The 21,553-nt window shown below is 59.0% G+C and carries 20 protein-coding genes; 8 read left to right on the top strand and 12 right to left on the bottom strand.

Annotated features, from left to right (window positions below):
* Position 1 precedes the first annotated feature (1 nt).
* From AC2FNR_RS08640 to AC2FNR_RS08630, 3 genes are all read right to left on the bottom strand, one after another.
* Positions 2-970 (bottom strand): 2-dehydropantoate 2-reductase, encoded by a 969-nt coding sequence (locus AC2FNR_RS08640; RefSeq protein ID WP_496848754.1) that lies wholly within the window; start codon positions 968-970, stop codon positions 2-4.
* Between the two features lie 67 nt (positions 971-1,037).
* Positions 1,038-2,000, bottom strand: a complete 963-nt coding sequence (locus AC2FNR_RS08635; protein WP_480866100.1) for a pirin family protein — start codon at positions 1,998-2,000, stop codon at positions 1,038-1,040.
* Between the two features lie 119 nt (positions 2,001-2,119).
* The gene (locus tag AC2FNR_RS08630) at positions 2,120-2,962 is read right to left on the bottom strand and encodes a phytanoyl-CoA dioxygenase family protein (RefSeq protein ID WP_496848753.1); all 843 of its coding nucleotides are present in this window, start codon (positions 2,960-2,962) and stop codon (positions 2,120-2,122) included.
* A gap of 149 nt (positions 2,963-3,111) precedes the next feature.
* Here AC2FNR_RS08630 and AC2FNR_RS08625 point away from each other — a divergent pair, with 149 nt between their 5' ends.
* Together AC2FNR_RS08625 and AC2FNR_RS08620 are read left to right on the top strand one after the other, a co-directional pair.
* Positions 3,112-3,591 (top strand): twin-arginine translocation pathway signal, encoded by a 480-nt coding sequence (locus tag AC2FNR_RS08625; protein WP_496848752.1) that lies wholly within the window; start codon positions 3,112-3,114, stop codon positions 3,589-3,591.
* Positions 3,592-3,594: 3 nt separating this feature from the next.
* Positions 3,595-4,017: a ferric reductase-like transmembrane domain-containing protein gene (locus tag AC2FNR_RS08620; protein ID WP_496848750.1), complete on the top strand. Its 423-nt coding sequence runs from the start codon at positions 3,595-3,597 to the stop codon at positions 4,015-4,017.
* Between the two features lie 170 nt (positions 4,018-4,187).
* Here the strand turns inward: AC2FNR_RS08620 and argF are convergent, their stop codons facing one another.
* Both argF and AC2FNR_RS08610 read right to left on the bottom strand, forming a co-directional pair.
* Positions 4,188-5,114: an ornithine carbamoyltransferase gene (gene argF, locus AC2FNR_RS08615; protein WP_496848748.1), complete on the bottom strand. Its 927-nt coding sequence runs from the start codon at positions 5,112-5,114 to the stop codon at positions 4,188-4,190.
* Positions 5,115-5,142: 28 nt separating this feature from the next.
* Positions 5,143-6,330: an aspartate aminotransferase family protein gene (locus tag AC2FNR_RS08610; RefSeq protein WP_496848746.1), complete on the bottom strand. Its 1,188-nt coding sequence runs from the start codon at positions 6,328-6,330 to the stop codon at positions 5,143-5,145.
* Between the two features lie 288 nt (positions 6,331-6,618).
* Here AC2FNR_RS08610 and AC2FNR_RS08605 point away from each other — a divergent pair, with 288 nt between their 5' ends.
* Positions 6,619-7,527: a DMT family transporter gene (locus AC2FNR_RS08605; protein ID WP_496849123.1), complete on the top strand. Its 909-nt coding sequence runs from the start codon at positions 6,619-6,621 to the stop codon at positions 7,525-7,527.
* Here the strand turns inward: AC2FNR_RS08605 and AC2FNR_RS08600 are convergent.
* The 3 genes from AC2FNR_RS08600 to AC2FNR_RS08590 form a co-directional block, all read right to left on the bottom strand.
* Positions 7,499-7,918, bottom strand: a complete 420-nt coding sequence (locus tag AC2FNR_RS08600; protein ID WP_496848745.1) for a NusA N-terminal domain-containing protein — start codon at positions 7,916-7,918, stop codon at positions 7,499-7,501. The genes AC2FNR_RS08605 and AC2FNR_RS08600 overlap by 29 nt on opposite strands.
* Positions 7,915-9,024, bottom strand: coding sequence for a Hint domain-containing protein (locus AC2FNR_RS08595; RefSeq protein WP_496848744.1), 1,110 nt, complete (start codon positions 9,022-9,024; stop codon positions 7,915-7,917). Before AC2FNR_RS08595 ends, AC2FNR_RS08600 begins: the two co-directional genes overlap by 4 nt.
* 100 nt (positions 9,025-9,124) lie before the next feature.
* Positions 9,125-9,928, bottom strand: coding sequence for an ABC transporter permease (locus AC2FNR_RS08590; RefSeq protein ID WP_496848742.1), 804 nt, complete (start codon positions 9,926-9,928; stop codon positions 9,125-9,127).
* Between the two features lie 126 nt (positions 9,929-10,054).
* On the opposite strand from AC2FNR_RS08590, the gene AC2FNR_RS08585 reads away from it, so the two are divergent.
* Positions 10,055-10,633, top strand: coding sequence for a GcrA family cell cycle regulator (locus AC2FNR_RS08585; RefSeq protein ID WP_496849122.1), 579 nt, complete (start codon positions 10,055-10,057; stop codon positions 10,631-10,633).
* Between the two features lie 242 nt (positions 10,634-10,875).
* Here AC2FNR_RS08585 and AC2FNR_RS08580 read toward each other — a convergent pair whose 3' ends face one another.
* The 3 genes from AC2FNR_RS08580 to AC2FNR_RS08570 form a co-directional block, all read right to left on the bottom strand.
* A complete protein-coding gene (locus AC2FNR_RS08580; protein ID WP_496848740.1) occupies positions 10,876-11,370 on the bottom strand; it encodes a GNAT family N-acetyltransferase in 495 nt (164 codons plus the stop codon).
* Positions 11,371-11,677: 307 nt separating this feature from the next.
* Complete coding sequence (locus AC2FNR_RS08575; protein WP_496848738.1) at positions 11,678-12,754, bottom strand: T6SS phospholipase effector Tle1-like catalytic domain-containing protein; 1,077 nt, start codon at positions 12,752-12,754, stop codon at positions 11,678-11,680.
* The gene (locus AC2FNR_RS08570) at positions 12,732-15,023 is read right to left on the bottom strand and encodes a xanthine dehydrogenase family protein molybdopterin-binding subunit (protein WP_496848736.1); all 2,292 of its coding nucleotides are present in this window, start codon (positions 15,021-15,023) and stop codon (positions 12,732-12,734) included. Before AC2FNR_RS08570 ends, AC2FNR_RS08575 begins: the two co-directional genes overlap by 23 nt.
* 116 nt (positions 15,024-15,139) lie before the next feature.
* On the opposite strand from AC2FNR_RS08570, the gene AC2FNR_RS08565 reads away from it, so the two are divergent.
* The 4 genes from AC2FNR_RS08565 (at position 15,140) to AC2FNR_RS08550 (ending at position 20,755) form a co-directional block, all read left to right on the top strand.
* Positions 15,140-15,871: a dienelactone hydrolase family protein gene (locus tag AC2FNR_RS08565; RefSeq protein WP_496848735.1), complete on the top strand. Its 732-nt coding sequence runs from the start codon at positions 15,140-15,142 to the stop codon at positions 15,869-15,871.
* A 78-nt stretch (positions 15,872-15,949) separates the two neighbouring features.
* Positions 15,950-19,102 carry a valine--tRNA ligase gene (locus AC2FNR_RS08560; protein WP_496848734.1) on the top strand — a complete coding sequence of 1,051 codons (3,153 nt, stop codon included), beginning with the start codon at positions 15,950-15,952 and terminating at the stop codon, positions 19,100-19,102.
* 124 nt (positions 19,103-19,226) lie between these two features.
* The gene (locus tag AC2FNR_RS08555; RefSeq protein WP_496848733.1) at positions 19,227-20,390 is read left to right on the top strand and encodes a benzoate/H(+) symporter BenE family transporter; all 1,164 of its coding nucleotides are present in this window, start codon (positions 19,227-19,229) and stop codon (positions 20,388-20,390) included.
* A gap of 32 nt (positions 20,391-20,422) precedes the next feature.
* Positions 20,423-20,755, top strand: coding sequence for a DnaJ family domain-containing protein (locus tag AC2FNR_RS08550; RefSeq protein ID WP_496848732.1), 333 nt, complete (start codon positions 20,423-20,425; stop codon positions 20,753-20,755).
* Here the strand turns inward: AC2FNR_RS08550 and AC2FNR_RS08545 are convergent, their stop codons facing one another.
* Positions 20,756-21,538, bottom strand: a complete 783-nt coding sequence (locus AC2FNR_RS08545) for a crotonase/enoyl-CoA hydratase family protein (protein ID WP_170354981.1) — start codon at positions 21,536-21,538, stop codon at positions 20,756-20,758. It lies immediately after the preceding gene.
* Between the last annotated feature and the right edge of the window lie 15 nt (positions 21,539-21,553).

Below are 21,553 nucleotides of genomic sequence, written 5' to 3'. Positions count from 1 at the left end.
CTCAACCCCTAATTTGCCGCGGCGTCATCGAAGTGGTGGGTCGACCTTCGATAAGGTCGCGAACCTTCTGGCAAATCGGCGCAGCCCGGCCTTGGACAGCCGCGAGGCGAATGATCTCACCTTGCAGGCTGTCAATCTCGGTTGGCCTACCGTCCATCAGATCATAGGCCATGGATGTGCGCGCCGAAGGATCAATCGTCAACATCCGGGCGGCTATTCGACTAAACAGCAGGGTCGGCAGGCGCAGGATGAAAGGCGTCATCCAAGCCGGAAGCGGTGTGGTCGAGGCCACGGAAAGACCTGCTGATTTCAGAACCGCATGGGCTTCGGCCATCTGATCGGCCATCAGCTTGCGCCATTCCCGATCCAAAAGCTGGTCCTTCAACGTCAGTCCCGACAAGGCATTCAGCGCATTATTGAGGTTGATCAGCAACTTGCCCCATTGCACCGCCTCGATCTGATCGCTTTCAACAACTGGCAGGTTCGGACTGCTCAGCTTTTGCCCCAGCGCGCCGGCACCGCTCTCGATCACAATCTCTCCCGAAGTCGCCCGGTGGAAACTGCCGGGGTTGGTCGGGACCACATTGAACGGAACCATCCCGGCCCGCACATCCCGCCCCGGCAGGGCCGCGCGCAAAGTCCGGGTGTTTTCCATCCCATTCTGCCATGACAATATTGGCGCTGACGACGGTGCGTATCGCGCGATCAATTCAGCCATCTCGGCCGTCGCCGGGGTTTTGACAGCCACGATGACGGCTTCGGCATCTGCAAGGCAGGCTGGAACCTCGGACAGGGTCAGGTCCGAGACATGTTGCTGCAGACCCGAGAAGTCGGTGACCGTCAGACCTCGGTCCTTGATCGGGGCAAAGATCCGCGCGCGTCCTAGCAGTGTGACATCGTGGCCGCCCTGAGACAGCAAAGCCCCGCAATAACACCCGATACTGCCCGCGCCAGCGATCACGATTTTCATGGCGACCCTCCCCTTTCGGTAAAGATCGCCGGGATCGGAGTCGTGGACAAGACCCCCTGACGCCTCGTCAGCGCGCAAGCCTTGGGCGGGTGCGTTCCAGTTCTGCCGAGATCGGAATGTATTCTTGATCATCGCCGGGCGGCAGGTGGAACGCCCCGTTCGCCCAATCTGCCGTTTTCCATTCCCGTGTTGCGACCTCGATCTTTTCTTTCGAGGACGACACGAAGTTCCACCAGATGTAACGATCCTCGTTCAGCGTTGCACCCCCCAGCAGCATCAGGCGCGCGCCGGTCGGGCCGGCCTTCACAGACAACCGGTCGCCGGGGCGGAACACCATCATGCGGCCCGCATCAAATGTATCGCCTGCGATCTCGACCGCGCCTTGGGTGACATAAACCCCTCGGTCCTCATGATCATCTGGCAAGGGAAAGGACGCGCCCGGATCAAGCTGCACATCCAGATAAAACGTTTCGGACAGCATCGTCACAGGGCTGGTCTCGCCATAGGCCGAACCCAGAATCAAGCGGGCGGACACGCCGTGATCCTGGATATGGGGCAGCGCGCCTTGCTTGTGATGTTCAAAATCCGGGGCCATATCCTCGTGTTGTTCAGGCAAGGCGATCCAGGTCTGGATGCCGAACAGGCTGTGACGTGTACCGCGAGTCTGGTCGCTTGTCCGCTCGGAATGGGTCACGCCGCGCCCGGCCACCATCCAGTTGACCTCACCGGGATAGATCATCTGATGGGTGCCCAGACTGTCGCGATGTTCAAATTCTCCCTGATACAGATAGGTCACAGTGCCCAACCCGATATGAGGGTGCGGACGCACATCGATGCCGCCATCGGTTATGAATTCAGCCGGGCCCATCTGATCGAAGAATATGAACGGCCCCACGAGCTGCCGCTCGACTGAGGGCAAAGCCCGGCGCACCTCGAACCCGCCCAGATCACGCGCGCGAGGAATGATCAACGTCTCAAGAGAGGTGTTTTCGGACATGCATTCGGGGCTGTGGGTCGGGTTCCAACTCATTGCTATGCTCCTGCGATCTGAGTTTCGTGCATTTTTGCAATGTACGGCACATTGATCGGCAATAATATCATCATATACGCACACCACCAGTGCGCTGGCCCCCAACCCAGTTGATGAGATCAGCTAGCCTGACGAGGCCACAACTGCGGAAAAAACGGCCCCGCGATGCGATCACCCTCGCGATATCCTGCGGCCTCGAACTGTGCGCGTTCGCCTTTGGCCCAGTCCCCACGATACCGGAGCACCCCGTCCGGTGCCGTCATTCGCAAAGTAAACCGCCGAACCGTCTGGGTTGGTGTGACCGAGGACAGCCCACCATGCAGAGTTCGCATGTCAAAAAAGATACAATCCCCAAGCGCCATATCCCATTGCAACAGTTCAAAGGCATCTGGGTCCGCGTTTACGTCGGGCGGTGGATGATATGTACGCCCGGCAACTTCGGTCGGTTCATAACTTGGGTGGCCATCAGCAAAACGAACGCGCATGAACAGTTTGTCCCATAAATGCGAGCCTTTGACGAAGGCAATCCCGTTTTCCTTGGTGACGGGTTCAAGCGGCAGCCACAAAACGCACATTGTCCCTTCGAAATCGAAATAGGACAAATCCTGATGAAACGGTGGGCGCGAGGTGGATCCCGCCTCTCGCAGGAACCAGTTGTCCATGACCAGATTGATCGCTTCGGCGTCCAAAAGCTGTGCAGCAAGCGACGCACAGGGCGAGTTATGGACGAAATCCCGGAATTGAGGAATCTTGTTCCAAGCCCAGTAATCCTCGAAATACGCGGGCGCGCGCAGGTCTTTGGTATGACGGGCAAAATTGTCGGTCGGGTTGGCCAGATCGGCATCGATCCCGGCGCGCAAAAGATCAAGCCAATTAGTCGAGAACTTGGATCTAAGAACAACTGCCCCATCGCGCTGAAAAGCGGCAATTTCGTCTGGGGTGATGCGATCTGTTTGGGTCATGTGGCGGGCCTCATGGGCAACAACGTCCTGTAGGTCAGGATTGCAGCCGACTGGCCATCCGTCAAAGGAATTCACAATTCGCAAACACCCCTCGGAATGGATGGCAAGCGTGCTATCTATTACATGGTTGCTGGCTTCAGGAGGTTTCCATGACCCGTTCATCACTCAACCGTCGCTCTCTAATCGTGGGCGGAGGGGCCGTGTTGGCCTCGGGTCTGTTTGTGCCTGCTCGGGCAAAGGGCTTGGCGGCAACACCCTCCATGAGGGGCGGATCCAACAACTATCGCGCGGGCGCGCCGATCGTTGAACGGATCGGAGGCGGCGGGTTCTGGATGACCGGAACTGTACGCCGCGCCGGCGATGGAGCGCCACTGCCCGGTCAGCGCATCCAGATCTGGGCTCATACAACCGAAGGCCATGAACGCGACCCTCAAAGCCACGGGGCCACGTTGACAGATGCCAACGGGGAGTTTCGGCTGGAGATGCCGCAGATTGTGCCTGCATTTGGCCAACCGCATGGCCATCTTGCCTATGACAGCGGCGAATTCAAAACGGTGTTCCTGCGCCCGGTGATGTCCAGTGTGAGGGACAAAACACTTGCCGCACATTTCGTACTTCAACCTGCCTGATACATGCGTCAGATCACGGCGATTTGGGCGGTTCTGATCGCAGTCGTTTTGATCCCGGTCATTGCCGCTGGGTTCAGCCCATACCTCGCGTGGCGGGATCCGGTCTATATCGCGGCGGGTTTTGCGGGTGTCGCCTGCCTGAGCCTTTTGTTGTTGCAGCCACTATTGGCCGCAAAAGACTTGCCCGGTCTTACGCCTGTTTTCAGCCGCCATCTGCATCGCTGGGTTGGGATGGCATTGGTGGGCGCGATTGTGATCCACGTCGGAGGATTATGGATCACCAGCCCGCCGGACGTCGTTGATGCCCTCACCTTCACGTCGCCTACGCCATTCTCGGCTTGGGGCGTGATCGCGATGTGGACGGCGTTCGCGGCCGCTGCGTTGGGGATATTGCGTCAGCGCACAGCCCTTCGATTTCGAGTCTGACGATTGACACACACCACGCTGGCATCAGTAACTATCGCAGGCAGCATCATCCACGCGCTACTGATCGAAGGCACGATGGAGATCATGAGCAAGATCATACTCTGTGTTTTGATCTTACTGACGAGCGCGCGAACGCTCGTCAGATTACGCGTCTGGGATGTTTCCAGACGTTAAACGCCCAGACACCAGCGCATGACTGCCTTTTGCGCGTGCAGGCGATTCTCGGCCTCGTCGAAAATCACCGAATTCGGGCCGTCCATGACCTCGGACGTGGCTTCTTCCTCGCGGTGGGCAGGCAGGCAGTGCATGAAAAGTGCATCGGGCTTGGCATGGGACATCAGTTCGGGATTGACTTGATAGGGGCGCAGCAGATTGTGGCGACGCTCCTTGGCGGATTGGCTGTCATGCATCGAGACCCAAGTGTCAGCTACGACCAGATCGGCCCCCTCAACTGCTTTGAACGGATCACGTTCCACAACGATCCGCGACCCCTTCTGACGGGCAAATCCCATAAATTCTTCCTCGGGATCGAACTGCGCAGGGCCAGTGAAGGTCAGGTTGAAGCCGAATTGACCCGCCGCGTGCAGGAACGATGCGCAGACGTTATTGCCGTCGCCGGTCCAGACCACTTTTTTACCCGCAATGGGGCCACGGTGTTCCTCAAACGTCAGGACGTCGGCCATGATCTGGCAGGGGTGGGTACGATCGGTCAGGCCGTTGATAACGGGCACGTCCGAATATTCGGCCATTTCGGTCAGGATCGTCTCGTCAAATGTACGGATCATGATCATGTCCACATAGCGCGACAGCACGCGGGCGGTGTCAGCGATCGTTTCGCCATGGCCCAGCTGCATATCCTTTCCGGACAGCACCATTGTCTGCCCGCCCATCTGGCGCACGCCCACATCAAAAGACACACGTGTCCGGGTCGAAGGTTTCTCAAAGATCAGCGCGACCATATGGTCTTTGAGCGGTTGTTCATCGTCCAGCGCCGCTTTGGGCTGCCCAAGGCGCGCCTGTTTCATCGCGCTGGCCTGATCAATCATGCCACGCAGCGCGGCGGCGTCGGTTTTGTGGATATCAAGGAAGTGGTTCATATCATGTCACTTTTTATTCAAGTATCTCTCAGGCCGAGGCCATGTTTGCAGCAACCTGCGCGGCCGCTTTTTCCAGACGGATCACGGCCTGCGCGATGTCGTCCTCGGTCAGGGTCAGCGGTGGCAACAGGCGGATCACGTTGTCGGCGGCAGGCACGGTGATAACTTCGTTGTCATAACCTGCGTTCACCACGTCGATATTGGTGGGCTTACACTTCAGACCCAACATCAGGCCGGCGCCACGCACCTCTTCGAATACATCAGGATGATCGGCGATCAGACCTTCCAGCTTTTGCCGCAGCAGGCCCGCCTTGCGGTTCACACCCTCAAGAAATGCAGGTGTCGATACTTGGTCAATCACCGCGCACCCCACGGCGCAGCCCAGTGGGTTGCCGCCATAGGTCGACCCATGCGTGCCCGCAGTCATGCCATTGGCCGCATCCTCGGTGGCCAGAACGGCACCCAAGGGGAAGCCTCCGCCAATGCCTTTGGCGACCATCATGATATCCGGCGTCACACCTGCCCATTCATGGGCGAACAGCTTGCCGGTGCGGCCAACACCGCATTGCACTTCGTCAAAGATCAGCAACAGGCCGTTGTCGTTGCAAATCTGGCGCAGGGCTTTTAGTTCTGCATCTGGCACTGGACGAATACCGCCCTCACCCTGCACCGGCTCGATCATGATCGCAGCAGTTTGGGCGGTGATTGCGTTGGTCACACCGTCGAGATCGCCGAACGTGACATGTACGAAACCGGGCAGCAGAGGGCCAAAGCCCTTGGTCATCTTCTCGGACCCGGCCGCTGCGATCCCGGCCGAAGACCGACCGTGGAACGAGCCGTCAAAGGTGATGATCTCGACCCGCTCGGGCTGGCCTTTGTCGTAGAAATGCTTGCGCGCCATTTTTACGGCCAACTCGCACGATTCCGTCCCGGAATTGGTGAAGAACACCGTATTGGCAAAGGTATGTTCAACCAGCTTGTCGGCCAGCGCCTGCTGTTGCGGGATGTGATAAAGGTTCGAAACATGCCACAGCGCGTGCGCCTGTTCCGTCAGCGCGTTGACCAGTGCCGGATGCGCGTGCCCCAGCGCGTTCACCGCGATCCCGGCGCCCAAGTCCAGAAAACGTCGGCCATCCGCCTCGGTCAGCCAAGCGCCTTCACCCTTCACAAAGGTCAGGGGCGCGCGGTTATAGGTCGGCAGAACGGACGGGATCATCGGATCATCCTTTTCGATATGTTAAGCCCCGTGAGTGATACACGAAGGCCCTAGTCGTCAACTGATTTGGTGAGGTTTGCGCGGATTTACAGCGCAATAGATCAAACTGGCCGGTTACGCAGCGATGCGTCGGCGTCGGAGTTGCAGTATATGCGCGTTTTTGATCATGCCCGTCGTATAGCGGGGCGCACCCGGTCAGGGAACCCCAAAATTGCGCACGGCTCAAAATGCGATTGTTGTGTGAAATTGACACTTGTCATTTGACCAAGAGTGCCCCACCGCTTGAGCATGACACCTGCGCGCCGCAACCCGCCCCTTGCGGCACTTCTGATCCTTGCCGCCAGTGCGCTGTTGGCAGGAACAACCCTCCTGGCCAAAGCTCTTGGAACCGACGAGCTTGGCCCGCCCCTGCACCCGATGCAGATAAGCCACGGCCGCTTTCTGTTCGCATTTCTGGTGATCGCCTGCACAGTTGGCGTTTTGCGTCCGCGCCTCAGTCGTCCACATTGGGGTCTACATATCGGGCGCACCAGCTTTGGGTGGGTCGGCATCACGCTGATGTTTGCTTCCGTTGCGTATATACCAATCTCGGATGCCACGGCGATCTCGTTCCTGAACCCGGTTTTTGCGATGATCCTGGCCATACCACTCCTAAAAGAGAGCATTGGCCCATGGCGCTGGCTCGCCGCCGCCGTCGCTCTGGCCGGGGCTCTCGTTCTGCTGCGCCCTACGCCCGACAGCTTTCAACCTGCGGCCTTGTTGGCGCTGGCAGCTGCTGCATCAATCGGGATGGAACTAATTTTCATTAAAAAACTTGCGGGTCGCGAGGTGCCATTGCAGATCCTGCTGATCAACAACGCGATGGGACTAACGATCGCCTCAGTCGCAGTCAGTTTCGTTTTCCGAACGCCTACATCAGAACAATGGGCAGCATTGGCGGGAATCGGCGTGTTGATGGCCTGCGCGCAAGCGTGCTTCGTCAATGGCATGGCACGCGCCGATGCGTCGTTTGTGGCGCCGATCAGCTATGCCACCCTGGTGTTCGCTGCGCTTTACGATTTTACCGTGTTTCGGGTAGTGCCGGATTATGTCAGCCTGACCGGCTCTGCCATCATCCTGTCCGGTGGACTGGTGCTGGTCTGGCGCGAGGCGCGTACCACCCCCCCGATCACCTCAAGGAAAGATCCAAACCGCTGATATCCGTGGCGCGCGGGCTGAGCCAATGCGCGACCTTAGGTGGGTGGACCGGGTCAATTGCATTGACAACAAACTGGCCAATCTGTGCATCCGGGAAATTGTTTCTTACGTCTGAAAGAGCAACTTCGCGGTATTGGTCAGACAATACCTCAACAATTTTCAGGACTTGAGCGACAGAAATCGCACCATCTTTTCCAATCTTTGCCCAGAACAGATACTCGGGGCCGTGCTCGGCCTCGGCGGCACGTGTATAGGCCTGCTCGATTTCGCCAATGGCGTCCTGGGCCGACATCCTTTGTTTCTCAGCGAGTTTGGCAGCCAAGGTCAGCAGCGTCCGGTCCGTCTCAAGCGTTATCGTGGTGCCGCCTTCGACAAGAGACGATGAGGTCATTGCGCAAGCTCCACCGCCGGTTTCTGGTTTTGCACAAGCCGCAGGCACATCTTTTCGATTAGCTTGCCGCGCGAGTGCAATGGGCGTGCAGGTGTCGGTTGGGTAACGGCCAGATCCGGGAAAAGGAAGGCCAGCTCTTCCAAAGCGTCAGGACCCAGCATCTTTAGCGCTTCGCTTCCGGTGTACAGCGACTCGGTGTAGGCGCGTTCAGCAATGACGATCGAATGCTCTTCAAGGACAAAATGAAAGTATTGGACTTCAGTGCAGTCCGCCTGAACGTCGATATCGGGCAGGTGAGTTAGCTTTTTGGCAGGAACCAGCGCCTCCGCGTCGCCCAAAACCCGTTGAGCCACCTTGGATCGCAGCATCAACCGGTGCTGTGGTGACACTTTCAGATCATGATTGGGCATCCCCTGCCCCAGAGCGCCCTGGCGGATCAGAACCGGACGCATGTTCGGATTGGCCAAAAGATCAAACCGATCCAGGGTTCTAGAGCCAATCCACCGGATCGGTTTTGCTTCACCTTCCAACGTCGAAACAAGATCACCGACCCGCAAGTCTTCGACGTTTACATCACCGCGCGGTGTTTTGATCCGCGTGCCGGCGGCAAAACAGACCATAAGCGAAATATTATCGAGGATGCTGCCAAGGCTGTTGTCATCCCCCCCTTCGGTAAATCGCAAAGTATAGTCGCCTTCGGCGCCAAAATCGAAATTGAACTCTACCCGCGTGAATGACCCGTCAGAAGTGGGCGTCACGGTCTGCGTAAAAATGACGTTGTTATTGGAATCGAGAACTTTGACCAACACAGGATCATCAAAAGGGCCACCGCTGCCGGTTTGACGAGCTGCGATATCAAAGCTCAGTGTTGCGGATTTATTGTCACCAGTGACTGTAAAGGTTTGTTCCGCGACAGAGGTTTCGTTTCGGTTCCCATCCAGTTCCAGAACCAAGTTCGTCGTATCGCCTGTGTTTAGAAACAGGTTTTCGCGGCCAATCTCAATTTCCGTGCCTGTCCATGACCCATAGGATCCGAAAATCTGGAAATTGCTGGCATTCGAAATACCGGGGCTTTCAAAGTCGCCCCCAACAATCAATTCCTGCATGTTCAGCCTTTCAGACCGCGCCTTGTTATCTGCAACGACCGCCTGACACACAAGCCGTTAACATTTAACCAAATTTTCTCACTTTAAAGATTTTCCGCTTCTACGATTTCAATCTGTAGCCTGTCCGCAGCATTGTCCACGCCGAACCGCCAATCACGAGCGTAGCCACACCGCAGATCACCACCCCTACCCATACTGGGCTGTCAGAAACCCCGATCATTCCAAAGCGCAATCCGTCGATCAGGTAGAAAATCGGGTTTGCATGGCTGAGGACATTAAGCACTGGTGGCAATGCCTGAACCGAGTAAAACGTGCCTGACAGGAAGGCCAAAGGCGTCACGATGAAGTTGGTAATCGCGGCCATCTGGTCGAACTTGTTGGCAAAAATCCCAGCCAATAAGCCCAAAGCTCCCATCAATGCTCCACCGAAGACAACAAATACCAGCGCGATCAGAGGATATTTCGGCACGATTCCCAACACCAAAGCCAGCGCAACGGCCACGATCGATGCGATAAGCACCCCGCGCACGATGGCTCCGGCCAGATAGCCCAGAAGGATTTCCAACGGCGACAGAGGCGGCATGAGGGTGTCAACGATGTTGCCCTGTACTTTGGCAACCATCATCGAAGAGGAAGTATTGGCAAACGCGTTCTGGATCACTGTCATCATCATGATCCCTGGCGCCAGAAAAGTTAAAAACGGAACCCCCATCACTGCTGATCGACTGGGGCCGATGGCAATATTGAAGATCAGCATAAACAATCCGGCAGTGACCAACGGGGCAAGTAAAGTCTGGGTCCAAACGGACATGAACCTCAGGGTCTCACGTCTGGACAGCGTGTAAAGACCCATCCAGTTGACCCTGCCAAAGCGACGTTCGGTGTGTTCTGCGGGAATCTGCATGCTCTGCCTCTGACCTGATTCGAAGACCGCTTGTAACTCGGGCGGCAGTGATTAAAATAGGGGGCTGAGACGATTTCCCAAGGCGGCCCGAATCCGGGGCCGCTTTCCGCTTTTGAAAGGCAAATGATGTCCTGGACTGACGAGCGTGTAGAGCTGCTTAAAAAGATGTGGGGCGAGGGCCAGTCGGCCAGCCAGATCGCCAAGGAACTGGGCGGTGTGACCCGCAATGCGGTTATTGGCAAGGTCCACCGTCTGGGTCTGTCGAACCGCGCCACCGGAGCCACCCCCGCCAAGGCCGAGCCCAAGGAAAAAACCGCCCCCGCAGCCCCCAAGGCCGAGGCCAAGCCGAAACCTGCACCAAAGACCGAACCCGCGCGCCCCGCGCCTGCCCCGGCGGCCGAGGCGAAGCCCGCCGTGCCCGCCCGCCGCCAGATCATCCCCGCCGGTCAGCCGCTTCCGCCGCAACCCTCGGCCAACGAAATCAGCCCCGAGGCGCTGGCCAAGGTCAACGAGGTCGAGAAAAAGGCCAAGAAGCTGACGCTGATGGAACTGACCGAGAAAACCTGCAAATGGCCCGTCGGCGACCCCGCGACCGAGGATTTCTGGTTCTGCGGCCTGCCGGTTGAAGCCGGCAAACCCTATTGCGAGGCGCATGTGGGCGTGGCGTTCCAGCCCATGAGTTCACGCCGCGACCGGCGGCGGTGATTGGGAACGACAGAACCCAAATCTGTATTGTGGGATGTGGAAAGGCTTTAGCCGTTTCTCAGACCCTCTTATCGGCAGTTTTGCAAAATCACGGACTCTGACAAGAAAGACGCCCTCGCAGAAAGCTGCGAGGGTGTTGCAAGTCAAGGCGTCGGACGTGCATGACGTAACTGCCGTTACCAAGTTGGGCAAACACGTGAAACTGACCTGTCTGAGGACAGGTCAAGAACGACACCTGGGGATTAGATCAGCGACTTCCAGAAAACGACTTTGTCATCCCCCGCCGCCCAGAAATCCCTGATACGAGCTTCCTCGCTGTAGCCGTTTTTGCGATAGAACGCGCGTGTCTTTGCGAACTCGTCTGAACCCGAAGTGTCGGCTATCAAAATGCGTTGTCCACGCTTCTTGAGTTCGACTTCTAAATGCTTAACGATGGCGCCGCCAAAACCTTTACCCTGCTCGGTTGGCAGAATTGCGATGGCGAGCATGTTCCATGCACCTTCGGCAAGTTCCTCGGGGACAGCATAGCAAAACCCAACAGCCTTACTGTTTTTTTCACATGTCAGCCAAATCTCGAGGCTTTGACCGTCGGATAGAAATCCATCCACCATGTCAGGGAGCTTTTCACTGGGGAAAAGCTCTGTGCCGTTAAGCACCTCCTGCAAGGCAGCGATATCGTTTTGCTTTGTTAGTCGAATTTTCATTGATTTTCCGTCTTTCTTCGTGCCGCCAATCAAGCAAATACGCGTGATGTGACGGGCGCAAAGCTCATGCATCGGTGATGTTAGTTTGAGCGTTCACGAGCCATGCGAAAATGAAAGCCTAACACTTTCGTGCAGGCACGATTTGGCTTGGTCGTCCTGCATTCAGGACTTAGCGGTTTCCCGCAATCGTAAACATGAAATCTCCACTGCCCAGCTTATGTGCCAAGCGTATAGTAAGGATATCAGTACAGTAGCTTACGAGCAAGGCGAAGTAAGATTGGAATAAACCCCGACATTGAGGTTCCGGTAATCTTGGAGGCACTGGCCCACCTTCAACCTCTCACTGCGCCGGATGTGACGGCAAATCCGGAATCGGCACCCACCCCGGCAGATCATCCGGCGAGACCGAGACATGCAGTCGCTCGGACCGGTCGCGCCCCACTTTTCGGTACTTACGCAGCAGGAAAATCTTGCCCCAGCCGCGCCATGTGCCCACCGACCGCGCCGATGTATCGGTCGGGAACCGCTCGCGCCACCCGTCAGGTAGAGGCAGACCGTGCATCTCGGCCTTGTCCAGCATCCAGATCAGGGAAATGTTGCTGAGCGGACGGGCCTTTTCGAACCCGTTCAACTGGCCGCCGACGTCCCCGTGCGTACCGCGGAACCAGACCTGCTCTACATGACCTTTGAAATCGGGGGTACATTTCCACAAAACCGGTTCGAACACCTCGCGGGTCTCATCCAGCGCCATGGCGTGATAGCCGTGGCGCGTGGCGGGGCCGAGCTGATGGTTGTGGAAGGAATGGCGTTCTTCGGCCCAGCGCCACAGCAGCGGCAGGCGCAGGCCCAGCGCTTTTACCGTGTCCCAGACACCAACCATTTCGATCGCCACATCCTCGTGGCAGAAGGCTTGCCGGAATTCAGCCGCCGCCTTGCCGTTGGCGTTGCATTCATAGTGTCGGTAGGCCTGTTTGATGTTCCGCTCGGTCGCGTGTTCGGCCTTGAGCAACCCGATCAAATCGATCACCCCGGCAAGGCTGCGCACGCCGTAGGCTCCGCGCGAATAGCCGATGAAATAAATCCTGTCGCCGGGTTTGTAGCGCGATGCCAGATAGCCATAAGCACGCCTGATCTGGCGGTTGATCCCCCGCCCCATCATCACGTCCAGCGAGGACTTCCAGCTTTCCCACTGCACCCCGGATTCGTAAAAGACAGAAACCTTGCTGCCCATCTCGCAACACAGGCGCAGGGTCTGGCCCGCGTGGGTCTCATACCCCGGTTCCAGCGTCGACATGGTCCCGTCGAGGATAATCACATGGCTGATCGGTTCACGGTGGCGCGACTCGGCTGAGTGTTCGGACCGCAGAGGCCGTCCGAGCCATCCCAGTACCTTTCTACTCAGCCGCGACAGATCCATGCGTCAGCAACTCCCATACTCTTTGAGGTGTGAAAGGCATATCCGCCTGTCGCACCCCGTGATCCCAGAGCGCATCCTGAACCGCATTTGCCACTGCGGCCAGCGCGCCCACGGTGCCTGCCTCACCGCATCCCTTCATACCCATCGGGTTTGAAGTTGACGGAACCGGCGCCGAGGTAAACTTAATCATGGGTATCTCGGCGGCGCGCGGCAAGGCATAGTCCATCAACGAAGCCGTGAGCAGTTGCCCCTGCGCATCATGCACAACACGCTCGGTCAGCGCCTGTCCGATCCCCTGGACCACACCGCCATGTACTTGCCCTTCGGCCAGCATCGGGTTGATAAGGTTACCAAAATCATCGACCACTGTATAGCGGTCGACCCAGGTTTCTCCGGTGTAAGAATCGATGACGATTTCGGCAACATGTGCGCCATTGGGATAGCTGCGCGCATCCAGGTTGGCGCGCGCGTGATGTTGCAGCAGATCAGTACGGCCATCGGCGCGGGCCATATCCGCGGCCTCGGTCAGGGTAGGCGTCAGGTTCGACCCCGACGCGCGAAAGGTTTCGTGATCGAAGGTCACATCGCTCTCCTCCACACCCATCTTATCGGCCAGATAGGGCGTGAATGCGGCGATCATGACGTCGATTGTCGCCAATGTGGCCGTGCTTTGCACCGTAACGGACCGAGACCCACCAGTACCGCCACCATGAGGAAGTTGATCGCTGTCGCCCTGCACCACATTAATCCGGTCCGCCGGAATCCCGGTCTGATCTGACAGGAAATGGGCATAAACCGTCTCGTGCCCCTGCCCGTTCGATTGGGTGCCGACATAGAGGTTCACGGTGCCATCCTCGCAGAACTCCACTTTCGCGTTCTCGGAAGGATCGCCCAAAATACTTTCGATATAGTAACACAGGCCCTGCCCCCGGATCAGGCCGCGTTCGGCATCGGCGGCCTTGCGGGCGGCAAACCCCGCAGTCTGTTCGCCCGCGCGGGACAGGATCATGTTGAAGTCGCCCACATCATAGGTCTCGCCGGTGGCCGAGGTGTAGGGAAACGCCTCGGGGCGGATGAAGTTCTTGCGGCGCAGCTCCCACGGGTCCACGCCCAGTTCGCGCGCGGCGCGGTCCATCACGCGCTCTAGCACATAAATCGCCTCGGGGCGGCCCGCACCGCGATAGGCATCGACCTGTGTGGTGTTGGTAAAGAACCCTTCGACCCGCAGATAGGTCGTCTGGACGTCGTAGACGCCCATCAAAACCTTGCTAAACAGGCTAGTCTGAATCGCCTGCCCGAAATGGCTGTTATAGGCCCCCAGATTGATCTTGCTGTGAACGCGATAGGCCGTGATCCGGTGATCGGCATCAAAGGCCAGTTCGGCCAGCGAGGTCAGGTCGCGGCCATGATGGTCAGACAGCATCGCCTCGGACCGGTCGGAAATCCAGTGCACGGGTTTTCCCAGCTTCTTCGCTGCAACGGCAGTGCAGAAATACTCCGGGTAGGGCATCACCTTCATACCAAAGCCGCCACCTACATCCGGAGTGGTGACGCGGATGTCTTCAGGCTCAATCCGAAGCTTTTGCGCCAGTTGAGCGCGCATGGCCCAAACCCCCTGTCCGCCATAGGCAAAATGCAAGCGACCATCGACCCAGTTGGCCTGACAGCCGCGCGGCTCGATTGAGGCAATGATGACCCGATTGTCCACCACGTTGAGCGATACAGTATGCGCCGCAGCCTGAAACGCGGCCTCGGTCGCGGCCTCGTTGCCCAGACCCCAGTCAAATGCGCGATTATCCGGCGCTTCGGGGTGCAAGGTCTCTCCGCCCGCATCCACGTCCAGCTTGGCGGGGCGTTCGTCAATCTCGACCAAGACCAGTTCGGCGGCGTCACGGGCTTGGGCTTGAGTGTCAGCAATAACCACCGCGATCGGTTCGCCAACAAAGCGCACCCGGTCGGTCGACAGCATGTGACGCGCAGGCGCTGCTGCGGGCGATCCGTCCCGGTTCTTGACCGTCGCCGCATTGATCACGGTGTCGATCTCGGCCTCTTTCAAATCCTCCAGCGTCATCACCAACCGAACCCCATCAGCTGCGCGCGCCGCGTCCAGATCAAGCGCCGTGATCACCCCATGCGCCACCTGCGAGCGGACAAACACGGCGTGCAGGGCACCTTCTGGTACAACATCATCCATGTAGTGCCCCTGCCCGGTCAGAAACCTCTGATCCTCGGTCCGTTTGACGGGCTGGCTTCTGCCGAATTTTTCCATGGGGCGACCCTCCTGCGCGGTTCCGAAGGCGACCCTAGCCCCCGTGTGGGCGATGTCCAGAAAAAGACAGGGGTTTGGACTTTAAGTTCTGCGGGATTCCGATAGCCTCAGACCCCATGACCTGGACACATGATACCGTTTTCCCTTTCTCTGCCGCGATGACGAGCGGAAAGACCGCAACCCATGACGTTTATGCCGGGGGCGAGGGCCCACCCATCCTGATCCTGCAGGAATTGCCCGGGATCGGACCGGAAACGCTGGATCTGGCCAAACGCCTGAACGGGGCGGGGTTTCGTGTCTACCTGCCGCATATGTTCGGCACCTATGGCAAAGTCACAATGGGCCGCAACATGGCCCGCTTGTTTTGCGTCCGGCGCGAGTTCAACATGTTCCTTAAAGGTCGCCAAAGCCCCATCGCAGGCTGGATGCGATCGCTGGCGGCCGAAATCAAGTCCCGCGACAACGCAGCAGGCGTGGGTGTCATCGGTATGTGCCTGACCGGCAGCTTCGCTCTGACCCTGATGGCCGAGGACGCGGTTCTGGGCGGCGTCGCCAGCCAGCCTGCCTTACCGATCTTTGGCGGCGATGAACTGCACATGAGCCCCGATGACGTCGCGCAAGCCCGCGCGGGCATGGCTGCCAAAGGCCCGGGGCTTGCAATGCGTTATGCGGATGACAAGCTGGCCCCGAAACGGCTGATGTGTGCTCTGCAAGACGCCTTTGGTGACGACCTTGAAACGCAGGAATATGAGGGCGAGGATCACTCTCTGCTGACGCTGGATTTCCACGAACCAGCCTATCAGAGGGTGCAGGACTACTTCCACGCCCGTTTTGCACAGGCCGGATAGCACACGCACCCTTCCCCTTCCTGCGCGCATTCGCTATTGCAATCGCTGACCCGAGATTGATGACGCAGGACGCAACCCATGGCGATGGAAAAGACATTCAACGCGGCCGAGGCCGAGGCCCGCATTTACAAGGCCTGGGAACAGGCCGGAGCCTTCAAGGCAGGCGCGAACCGCTCGCGCGACGAAAGTTTTACCATCATGATCCCGCCGCCCAACGTGACGGGCGCTTTGCACGTGGGCCACGCGTTCAACAACACCCTGCAAGACATCCTGACCCGCTGGCACCGGATGCGCGGGTTCGACACGCTGTGGCAGCCTGGTCAGGACCACGCCGGCATCGCCACGCAGATGCAGGTGGAAAAGATGCTGGCCGCCACCCAGCAGCCGGGACGTCGTGAGCTGGGGCGCGAGGCGTTTCTGGACAAGGTCTGGGAATGGAAAGGCGAATATGGCGGCACGATCATCGAACAGCTGAAACGGCTGGGCTCCAGCTGCGACTGGTCGCGCAACGCCTTCACCATGGCGGGCGCGCCGCGTGATCCGCGTACCGGCCACGAAAATTCTGCGAATTTTCACGACGCGGTGATCAAGGTTTTCGTCGATATGTACGAAAAGGGCCTGATCTATCGCGGCAAACGGCTGGTCAACTGGGACCCGCATTTCGAGACTGCGATCTCGGATTTGGAAGTCGAGAATATCGAAACGCCCGGCCACATGTGGCACTTCAAATACCCGCTGGCCGGGGGCGAGACCTATACCTATGTCGAAAAGGACGAGGATGGGAACGTCGTGCTTGAGGAAGAGCGCGACTATATCTCGATCGCCACGACCCGCCCCGAAACCATGCTGGGAGACGGCGCGGTTGCGGTTCATCCGTCGGATGAGCGTTACGCCCCAATCATCGGGAAACTCTGCGAAATCCCGGTTGGCCCGAAAGAACATCGCCGCCAGATTCCGATCATCACCGATGAGTATCCCGATCCCGATTTCGGCTCGGGCGCGGTAAAGATCACCGGCGCGCATGACTTCAACGACAACATGGTTGCCAAGCGCGGCGGCATTCCGATGTACCGCCTGATGGACACCAAAGGCGCGATGCGGGCCGATGGCGCGCCTTATGCCGATGAGGCCGACAAGGCACAGGAATACGCGCGTGGTCGCGAATTCACCGAGAACGAGATCGACGCGATCAACCTGATCCCCGATCACCTGCGCGGCCTCGACCGGTTTGAGGCGCGGGCGAAGGTCGTCGAGGAAATCACTGCCGACGGTCTGGCCGTGATGACCCGCGCGGATGACCCGCGTCTGGGCACCAAGCTGGGCGAGGATGGCGACCCGGCGACGCTGGTGCCGCTGGTCGAAAGTAAACCGATCATGCAGCCCTTCGGTGACCGCTCAAAAGTGGTGATCGAGCCGATGTTCACCGATCAGTGGTTCGTGGACGCCGAAAAAGTCGTCGGCCCCGCGCTGGATGCGGTCAAGGACGGCACGGTCAAGATCATCCCTGAATCGGGCGAAAAGACCTATTACCACTGGCTGGAAAACATTGAGCCCTGGTGCATCTCGCGCCAGCTGTGGTGGGGGCATCAGATTCCGGTTTGGTATGGGCTCGATCTGTCGGCCGAGAACTTCAAGGATGACGAAAACGACGGCAACCTTGATCTGGTCGAATTGGGCCGTTTGCTGAACGAAGGCGGCATGCTGCATCGTGGCAATGTCATGGAATGTGCTGCAAGCCTTGAGGCCGTCACTGAAAAATTCCTCGACGATAACGCTGACATTCCTAGCCCTTTGAGCCACGCGACGGTCATCGAAGTCGCAGACAAGCATGAAGCGATCCATCAGTTCGCTGAAAGCCTTGCCCATTACGCGGTCGAACAAGACCCGACCAAGCTGGTCTATCCGGTGTGGCGCGACCCCGACGTCCTCGACACGTGGTTCTCCTCCGGCCTCTGGCCGATCGGCACGCTCGGCTGGCCCGAGCAAACCGAGGAATTGGAGCGCTACTTCCCCACCGACGTTCTGATCACCGGCGCGGATATCCTGTTTTTCTGGGTCGCCCGTATGATGATGATGCAACTAGCCGTGGTGAACGAAATCCCGTTTCACACCGTCTACCTGCACTCGCTCGTCCGCGACGAGAAGGGCAAGAAAATGTCCAAGACCACCGGCAACGTCATCGACCCGCTAGAGATCGTGGACGAATTCGGTGCCGACGCGCTGCGCTTCACCAACGCCTCGATGGCGGCCATCGGCGGCGTCCTGAAACTGTCCCGCGACCGCATCACCGGCTATCGCAACTTCGGCACCAAGCTGTGGAACGCCGTCCGCTTTGCCGAGATGAACGAGGTCTTCACCGACACCGTCCCGCAACTGGACGTGGCCGACCTGAAACCCAAAGCCGCCGTGAACCGCTGGATCATCGGCGAAACCGCCCGCGTGCGGGCCGAGGTTGACGCGGCACTGGAAAGCTACCGCTTCAACGACGCCGCGAACGGGCTTTATGCCTTTGTCTGGGGCAAGGTCTGCGACTGGTACGTGGAGCTGTCGAAACCCCTGCTGCAAGGCGACGACGCCGAGGCGCAGGCCGAAACCCGCGCCACCATGCGCTGGGTTTTGGATCAGTGCATGGTCCTGCTGCACCCGATCATGCCGTTCATCACCGAGGAACTCTGGGGGCTGACCGCCGACCGCGCGAAAATGGTCGTCCACGCCGACTGGCCGACCTATGGAGCCGAACTGGTCGACGCGGAAGCGGATCGAGAAATGAACTGGGTGATCTCGGTGATCGAAAACACCCGCTCGGCCCGTGCCCAGATGCGGGTTCCGGCAGGGCTTTACGTGCCGATGCTGGTGACGGAAATCGACGCCCATGGCCAAGCCGCATGGGACCGCAACGAGGCGTTGATCAAGCGTCTGGCCCGGATCGACAGCCTGACCAAGGCCGATGAACTGCCCAAAGGCACCATCTCGATCGCCGCTCCCGGGGCCTCTTTCGGCCTACCGTTGGCCGATATCATCGACATTGGTGCCGAAAAGGAACGGCTGGAGAAAGCCAAGGGTAAACTGGCCAAGGAGTTGGGCGGCCTGCGCGGGCGTCTGAACAACCCCAAATTCGTGGCCTCGGCCCCGGAAGAGGTGGTTGAGGAAGCCAAAGCCAACCTAGCCGCCCGCGAGGAAGAAGAGGCAAAGCTGAACGAGGCGCTGGCCCGTCTGGCCGAGATCGCCTGATCTTCAGGCATATACACTAAAGCAGACCCCGCCCCTTTGGCGGGGTTTTCTTTTGCCATCAAAGGGCTTGCCGCGTGGTTCAAAGGCTTGTTAGCTCTGGCACATGACAACGCCCGAGGCCCAGATGACACGCGCAGCCCCTCCGCTCCAGACCGTCTCGACCGGGTTGGTCGTCGCGATTGTCGGCTTTTTCAGTTCCTTCCCAATCGTGCTGCAAGGGCTGGCCGCGATGGGGGCATCGGCGGCGCAATCCGCGTCCGGTTTGATGATGGCGGCGATTGCGATGGGGCTGACGGCAATCGGGTTAAGCCTGTGGTACCGGCAGCCGATCAGCGTAGCCTGGTCCACGCCGGGCGCTGCGCTGCTGGCCGTATCCGCCATGCCCGCCGCCGGATTTGCCGAGGCCACGGGGGCCTTCCTGTGTGCAGGCGCGTTGACGGTACTGGCAGGGCTTTGGAGACCCTTGGGCCGGCTCGCCGCCGCGATCCCCACAACACTGGCGCAGGCGATGCTGGGCGGCGTGTTGCTGCCGTTGTGTATCGTCCCATTCAAAGCCGCTGTCGAGTTGCCCTGGCAGGCGCTGCCCGTGATCCTGACATGGTTCATCGCCGGTCGGATCAACCGCCTGTTTGCCGTGCCGGCAGCTGTGGTGGCCGCAGCGATCATGGTCATCCTGAACGCGGGTGAGGCATCGGTGGCGCCAGCGCAATGGGTGTCGGCCCCGGTGTGGACAATGCCCACAGTCTCGCTGGCCTCGGTCATCGGGATCGGCATCCCGCTGTTCATCGTCACCATGGCCACCCAGAACATCCCCGGTATCGCGGTGATGCGCAGCTTTGGCTATGACCCCGCATCGGGTCGGTTGTTTTCGTCCGTTGGCGCGTCCAGCATCCTGTCGGCGCCGTTTGGCGCTCCGGCCACCTGTCTGGCTGCGATCACCGCTGCAATGTGTTCGAACGAGGACAGTCACCCCGACCCGGCCCAACGCTATTGGTCGGCAGTGATGGCGGGCGTGTTCTATTGCATCTTCGGCGTGTTCGCTGTGGCCATAACCGGCTTTGCCTTACACGCCGATCCGCTGCTGATGGGCACCCTGACCGGAATTGCGCTGATCGGAGTGCTGGCCAACGCCACCGCCGCCGCATTGGAGGTTCCGACCGAGCGCGAGGCCGCTATTCTGACCTTTGCGATCACGGCCTCGGGTATCTCGGTCTTTGGTCTGGGGGCAGCGGTTTGGGGCTTGCTGGCCGGGGGGCTCGCCTATCTGGTGTCGAACCGCATCCGCTAGCGCTTTGCCTTACTCTGACCTATTATCAGCCCATGTTTGGATCGTTTGGAAAACTCATTGAACGCCAGATCAGGAAGGCGCAAGCCGAAGGGCAATTGAAGGGCCTTGAGGGGGAAGGCAAACCTCTGCCTGATCGTTCGTCCGATGCGCAGTGCGATCCAGCCATCGCAGCTGGTCACAGGATTATGGCACAGGCGGGTGTTCTGCCCCAGGAATTTGCGATCAAGAAAGACCTCGATACCGCCCGCAAGGACTATGCCAAGCTGACCGATCCGAAGGCCCGCAAGCGGGCGATGGCGCGCATCGCAGATCTGGAAATGCGCTATAACATGGCCCGCGATGCGCGACGCGCCTTCATGCGGTGATCACTTGAAGACCGGCTTGCGGCCTTGCATCTGGGCTGCGATGACCTCCATCTGCTCAGGCTTGCCGATCAACTCCACCTGTTCTGAGGATTCGGCCAAAAGCACCTCGGCACGTGGTTGAGTTTCGGCCAAGTCGATCAGGCGCTTTGCGGCGCGCACGGCTGAGGGGCTTTGCCCGGCGATGTTTTCAGCCAGCGCAATCGCTTCGGTCAGCGGGTCATCTGAAAGCTTGGTTACCAGTCCCCATTCCTCCGCCTGCGCCGCGCCGATGGGTCGCGCAGTATAGGTCAGCAGGCGCAGCACATCCGTGCGCACCAGTTTGGGCAGCAACACCATCCCCCCCATGTCGGGAATAATGCCCCATTTCATCTCCATCACTGCCAGTTTGGTGTCGGGATGGGCAATCCGGATATCTGCGCCCAGCGCGATCTGCAAACCACCACCATAGGCCACGCCCTGGACCGCACAGATCACCGGCATAGGCAAACGCCGCCAGATCAAAGCGAGTTCCTGCATCTCATTCGCGTCTTCATGGCTGCGTGTCATCAACCATTCCGACGGATCCATATGCGCCATCTTGGCAAAACTGGCCATGTCCAACCCAGCGCAAAAGCTTTTGCCTTCACCCGACAGGACTACCGCCCTCGCGTCCGAGGCGGCCACTTCCTGACCCGCGTTCAGGATGGCTTTGATCATCGCATCATCCAGCGCGTTCATCTTGTCGCCGCGTGTCAGCGTGACGTGGGCGATATGATCTTTGTATTCGACGGATACGCGTGACATGCAGGCCTCTCAATT

This window comes from Ruegeria sp. SATB045, assembly GCF_059613525.1.
This window is presented reverse-complemented; position numbering and strand designations above follow the sequence as displayed.

Excerpts from the sequence above, each read along its gene's own strand:
- AC2FNR_RS08640 (WP_496848754.1), bottom strand. The coding sequence starts at position 970 with ATGAAAATCGTGATCGCTGGCGCGGGCAGTATCGGGTGTTATTGCGGG.
- AC2FNR_RS08635 (WP_480866100.1), bottom strand. The coding sequence starts at position 2,000 with ATGAGTTGGAACCCGACCCACAGCCCCGAATGCATGTCCGAAAACACC.
- AC2FNR_RS08630 (WP_496848753.1), bottom strand. The coding sequence starts at position 2,962 with ATGACCCAAACAGATCGCATCACCCCAGACGAAATTGCCGCTTTTCAG.
- AC2FNR_RS08625 (WP_496848752.1), top strand. The coding sequence starts at position 3,112 with ATGACCCGTTCATCACTCAACCGTCGCTCTCTAATCGTGGGCGGAGGG.
- AC2FNR_RS08620 (WP_496848750.1), top strand. The coding sequence starts at position 3,595 with ATGCGTCAGATCACGGCGATTTGGGCGGTTCTGATCGCAGTCGTTTTG.
- argF (WP_496848748.1), bottom strand. The coding sequence starts at position 5,114 with ATGAACCACTTCCTTGATATCCACAAAACCGACGCCGCCGCGCTGCGT.
- AC2FNR_RS08610 (WP_496848746.1), bottom strand. The coding sequence starts at position 6,330 with ATGATCCCGTCCGTTCTGCCGACCTATAACCGCGCGCCCCTGACCTTT.
- AC2FNR_RS08605 (WP_496849123.1), top strand. The coding sequence starts at position 6,619 with ATGACACCTGCGCGCCGCAACCCGCCCCTTGCGGCACTTCTGATCCTT.
- AC2FNR_RS08600 (WP_496848745.1), bottom strand. The coding sequence starts at position 7,918 with ATGACCTCATCGTCTCTTGTCGAAGGCGGCACCACGATAACGCTTGAG.
- AC2FNR_RS08595 (WP_496848744.1), bottom strand. The coding sequence starts at position 9,024 with ATGCAGGAATTGATTGTTGGGGGCGACTTTGAAAGCCCCGGTATTTCG.
- AC2FNR_RS08590 (WP_496848742.1), bottom strand. The coding sequence starts at position 9,928 with ATGCAGATTCCCGCAGAACACACCGAACGTCGCTTTGGCAGGGTCAAC.
- AC2FNR_RS08585 (WP_496849122.1), top strand. The coding sequence starts at position 10,055 with ATGTCCTGGACTGACGAGCGTGTAGAGCTGCTTAAAAAGATGTGGGGC.
- AC2FNR_RS08575 (WP_496848738.1), bottom strand. The coding sequence starts at position 12,754 with ATGGATCTGTCGCGGCTGAGTAGAAAGGTACTGGGATGGCTCGGACGG.
- AC2FNR_RS08570 (WP_496848736.1), bottom strand. The coding sequence starts at position 15,023 with ATGGAAAAATTCGGCAGAAGCCAGCCCGTCAAACGGACCGAGGATCAG.
- AC2FNR_RS08565 (WP_496848735.1), top strand. The coding sequence starts at position 15,140 with ATGACCTGGACACATGATACCGTTTTCCCTTTCTCTGCCGCGATGACG.
- AC2FNR_RS08560 (WP_496848734.1), top strand. The coding sequence starts at position 15,950 with ATGGCGATGGAAAAGACATTCAACGCGGCCGAGGCCGAGGCCCGCATT.
- AC2FNR_RS08555 (WP_496848733.1), top strand. The coding sequence starts at position 19,227 with ATGACACGCGCAGCCCCTCCGCTCCAGACCGTCTCGACCGGGTTGGTC.
- AC2FNR_RS08550 (WP_496848732.1), top strand. The coding sequence starts at position 20,423 with ATGTTTGGATCGTTTGGAAAACTCATTGAACGCCAGATCAGGAAGGCG.
- AC2FNR_RS08545 (WP_170354981.1), bottom strand. The coding sequence starts at position 21,538 with ATGTCACGCGTATCCGTCGAATACAAAGATCATATCGCCCACGTCACG.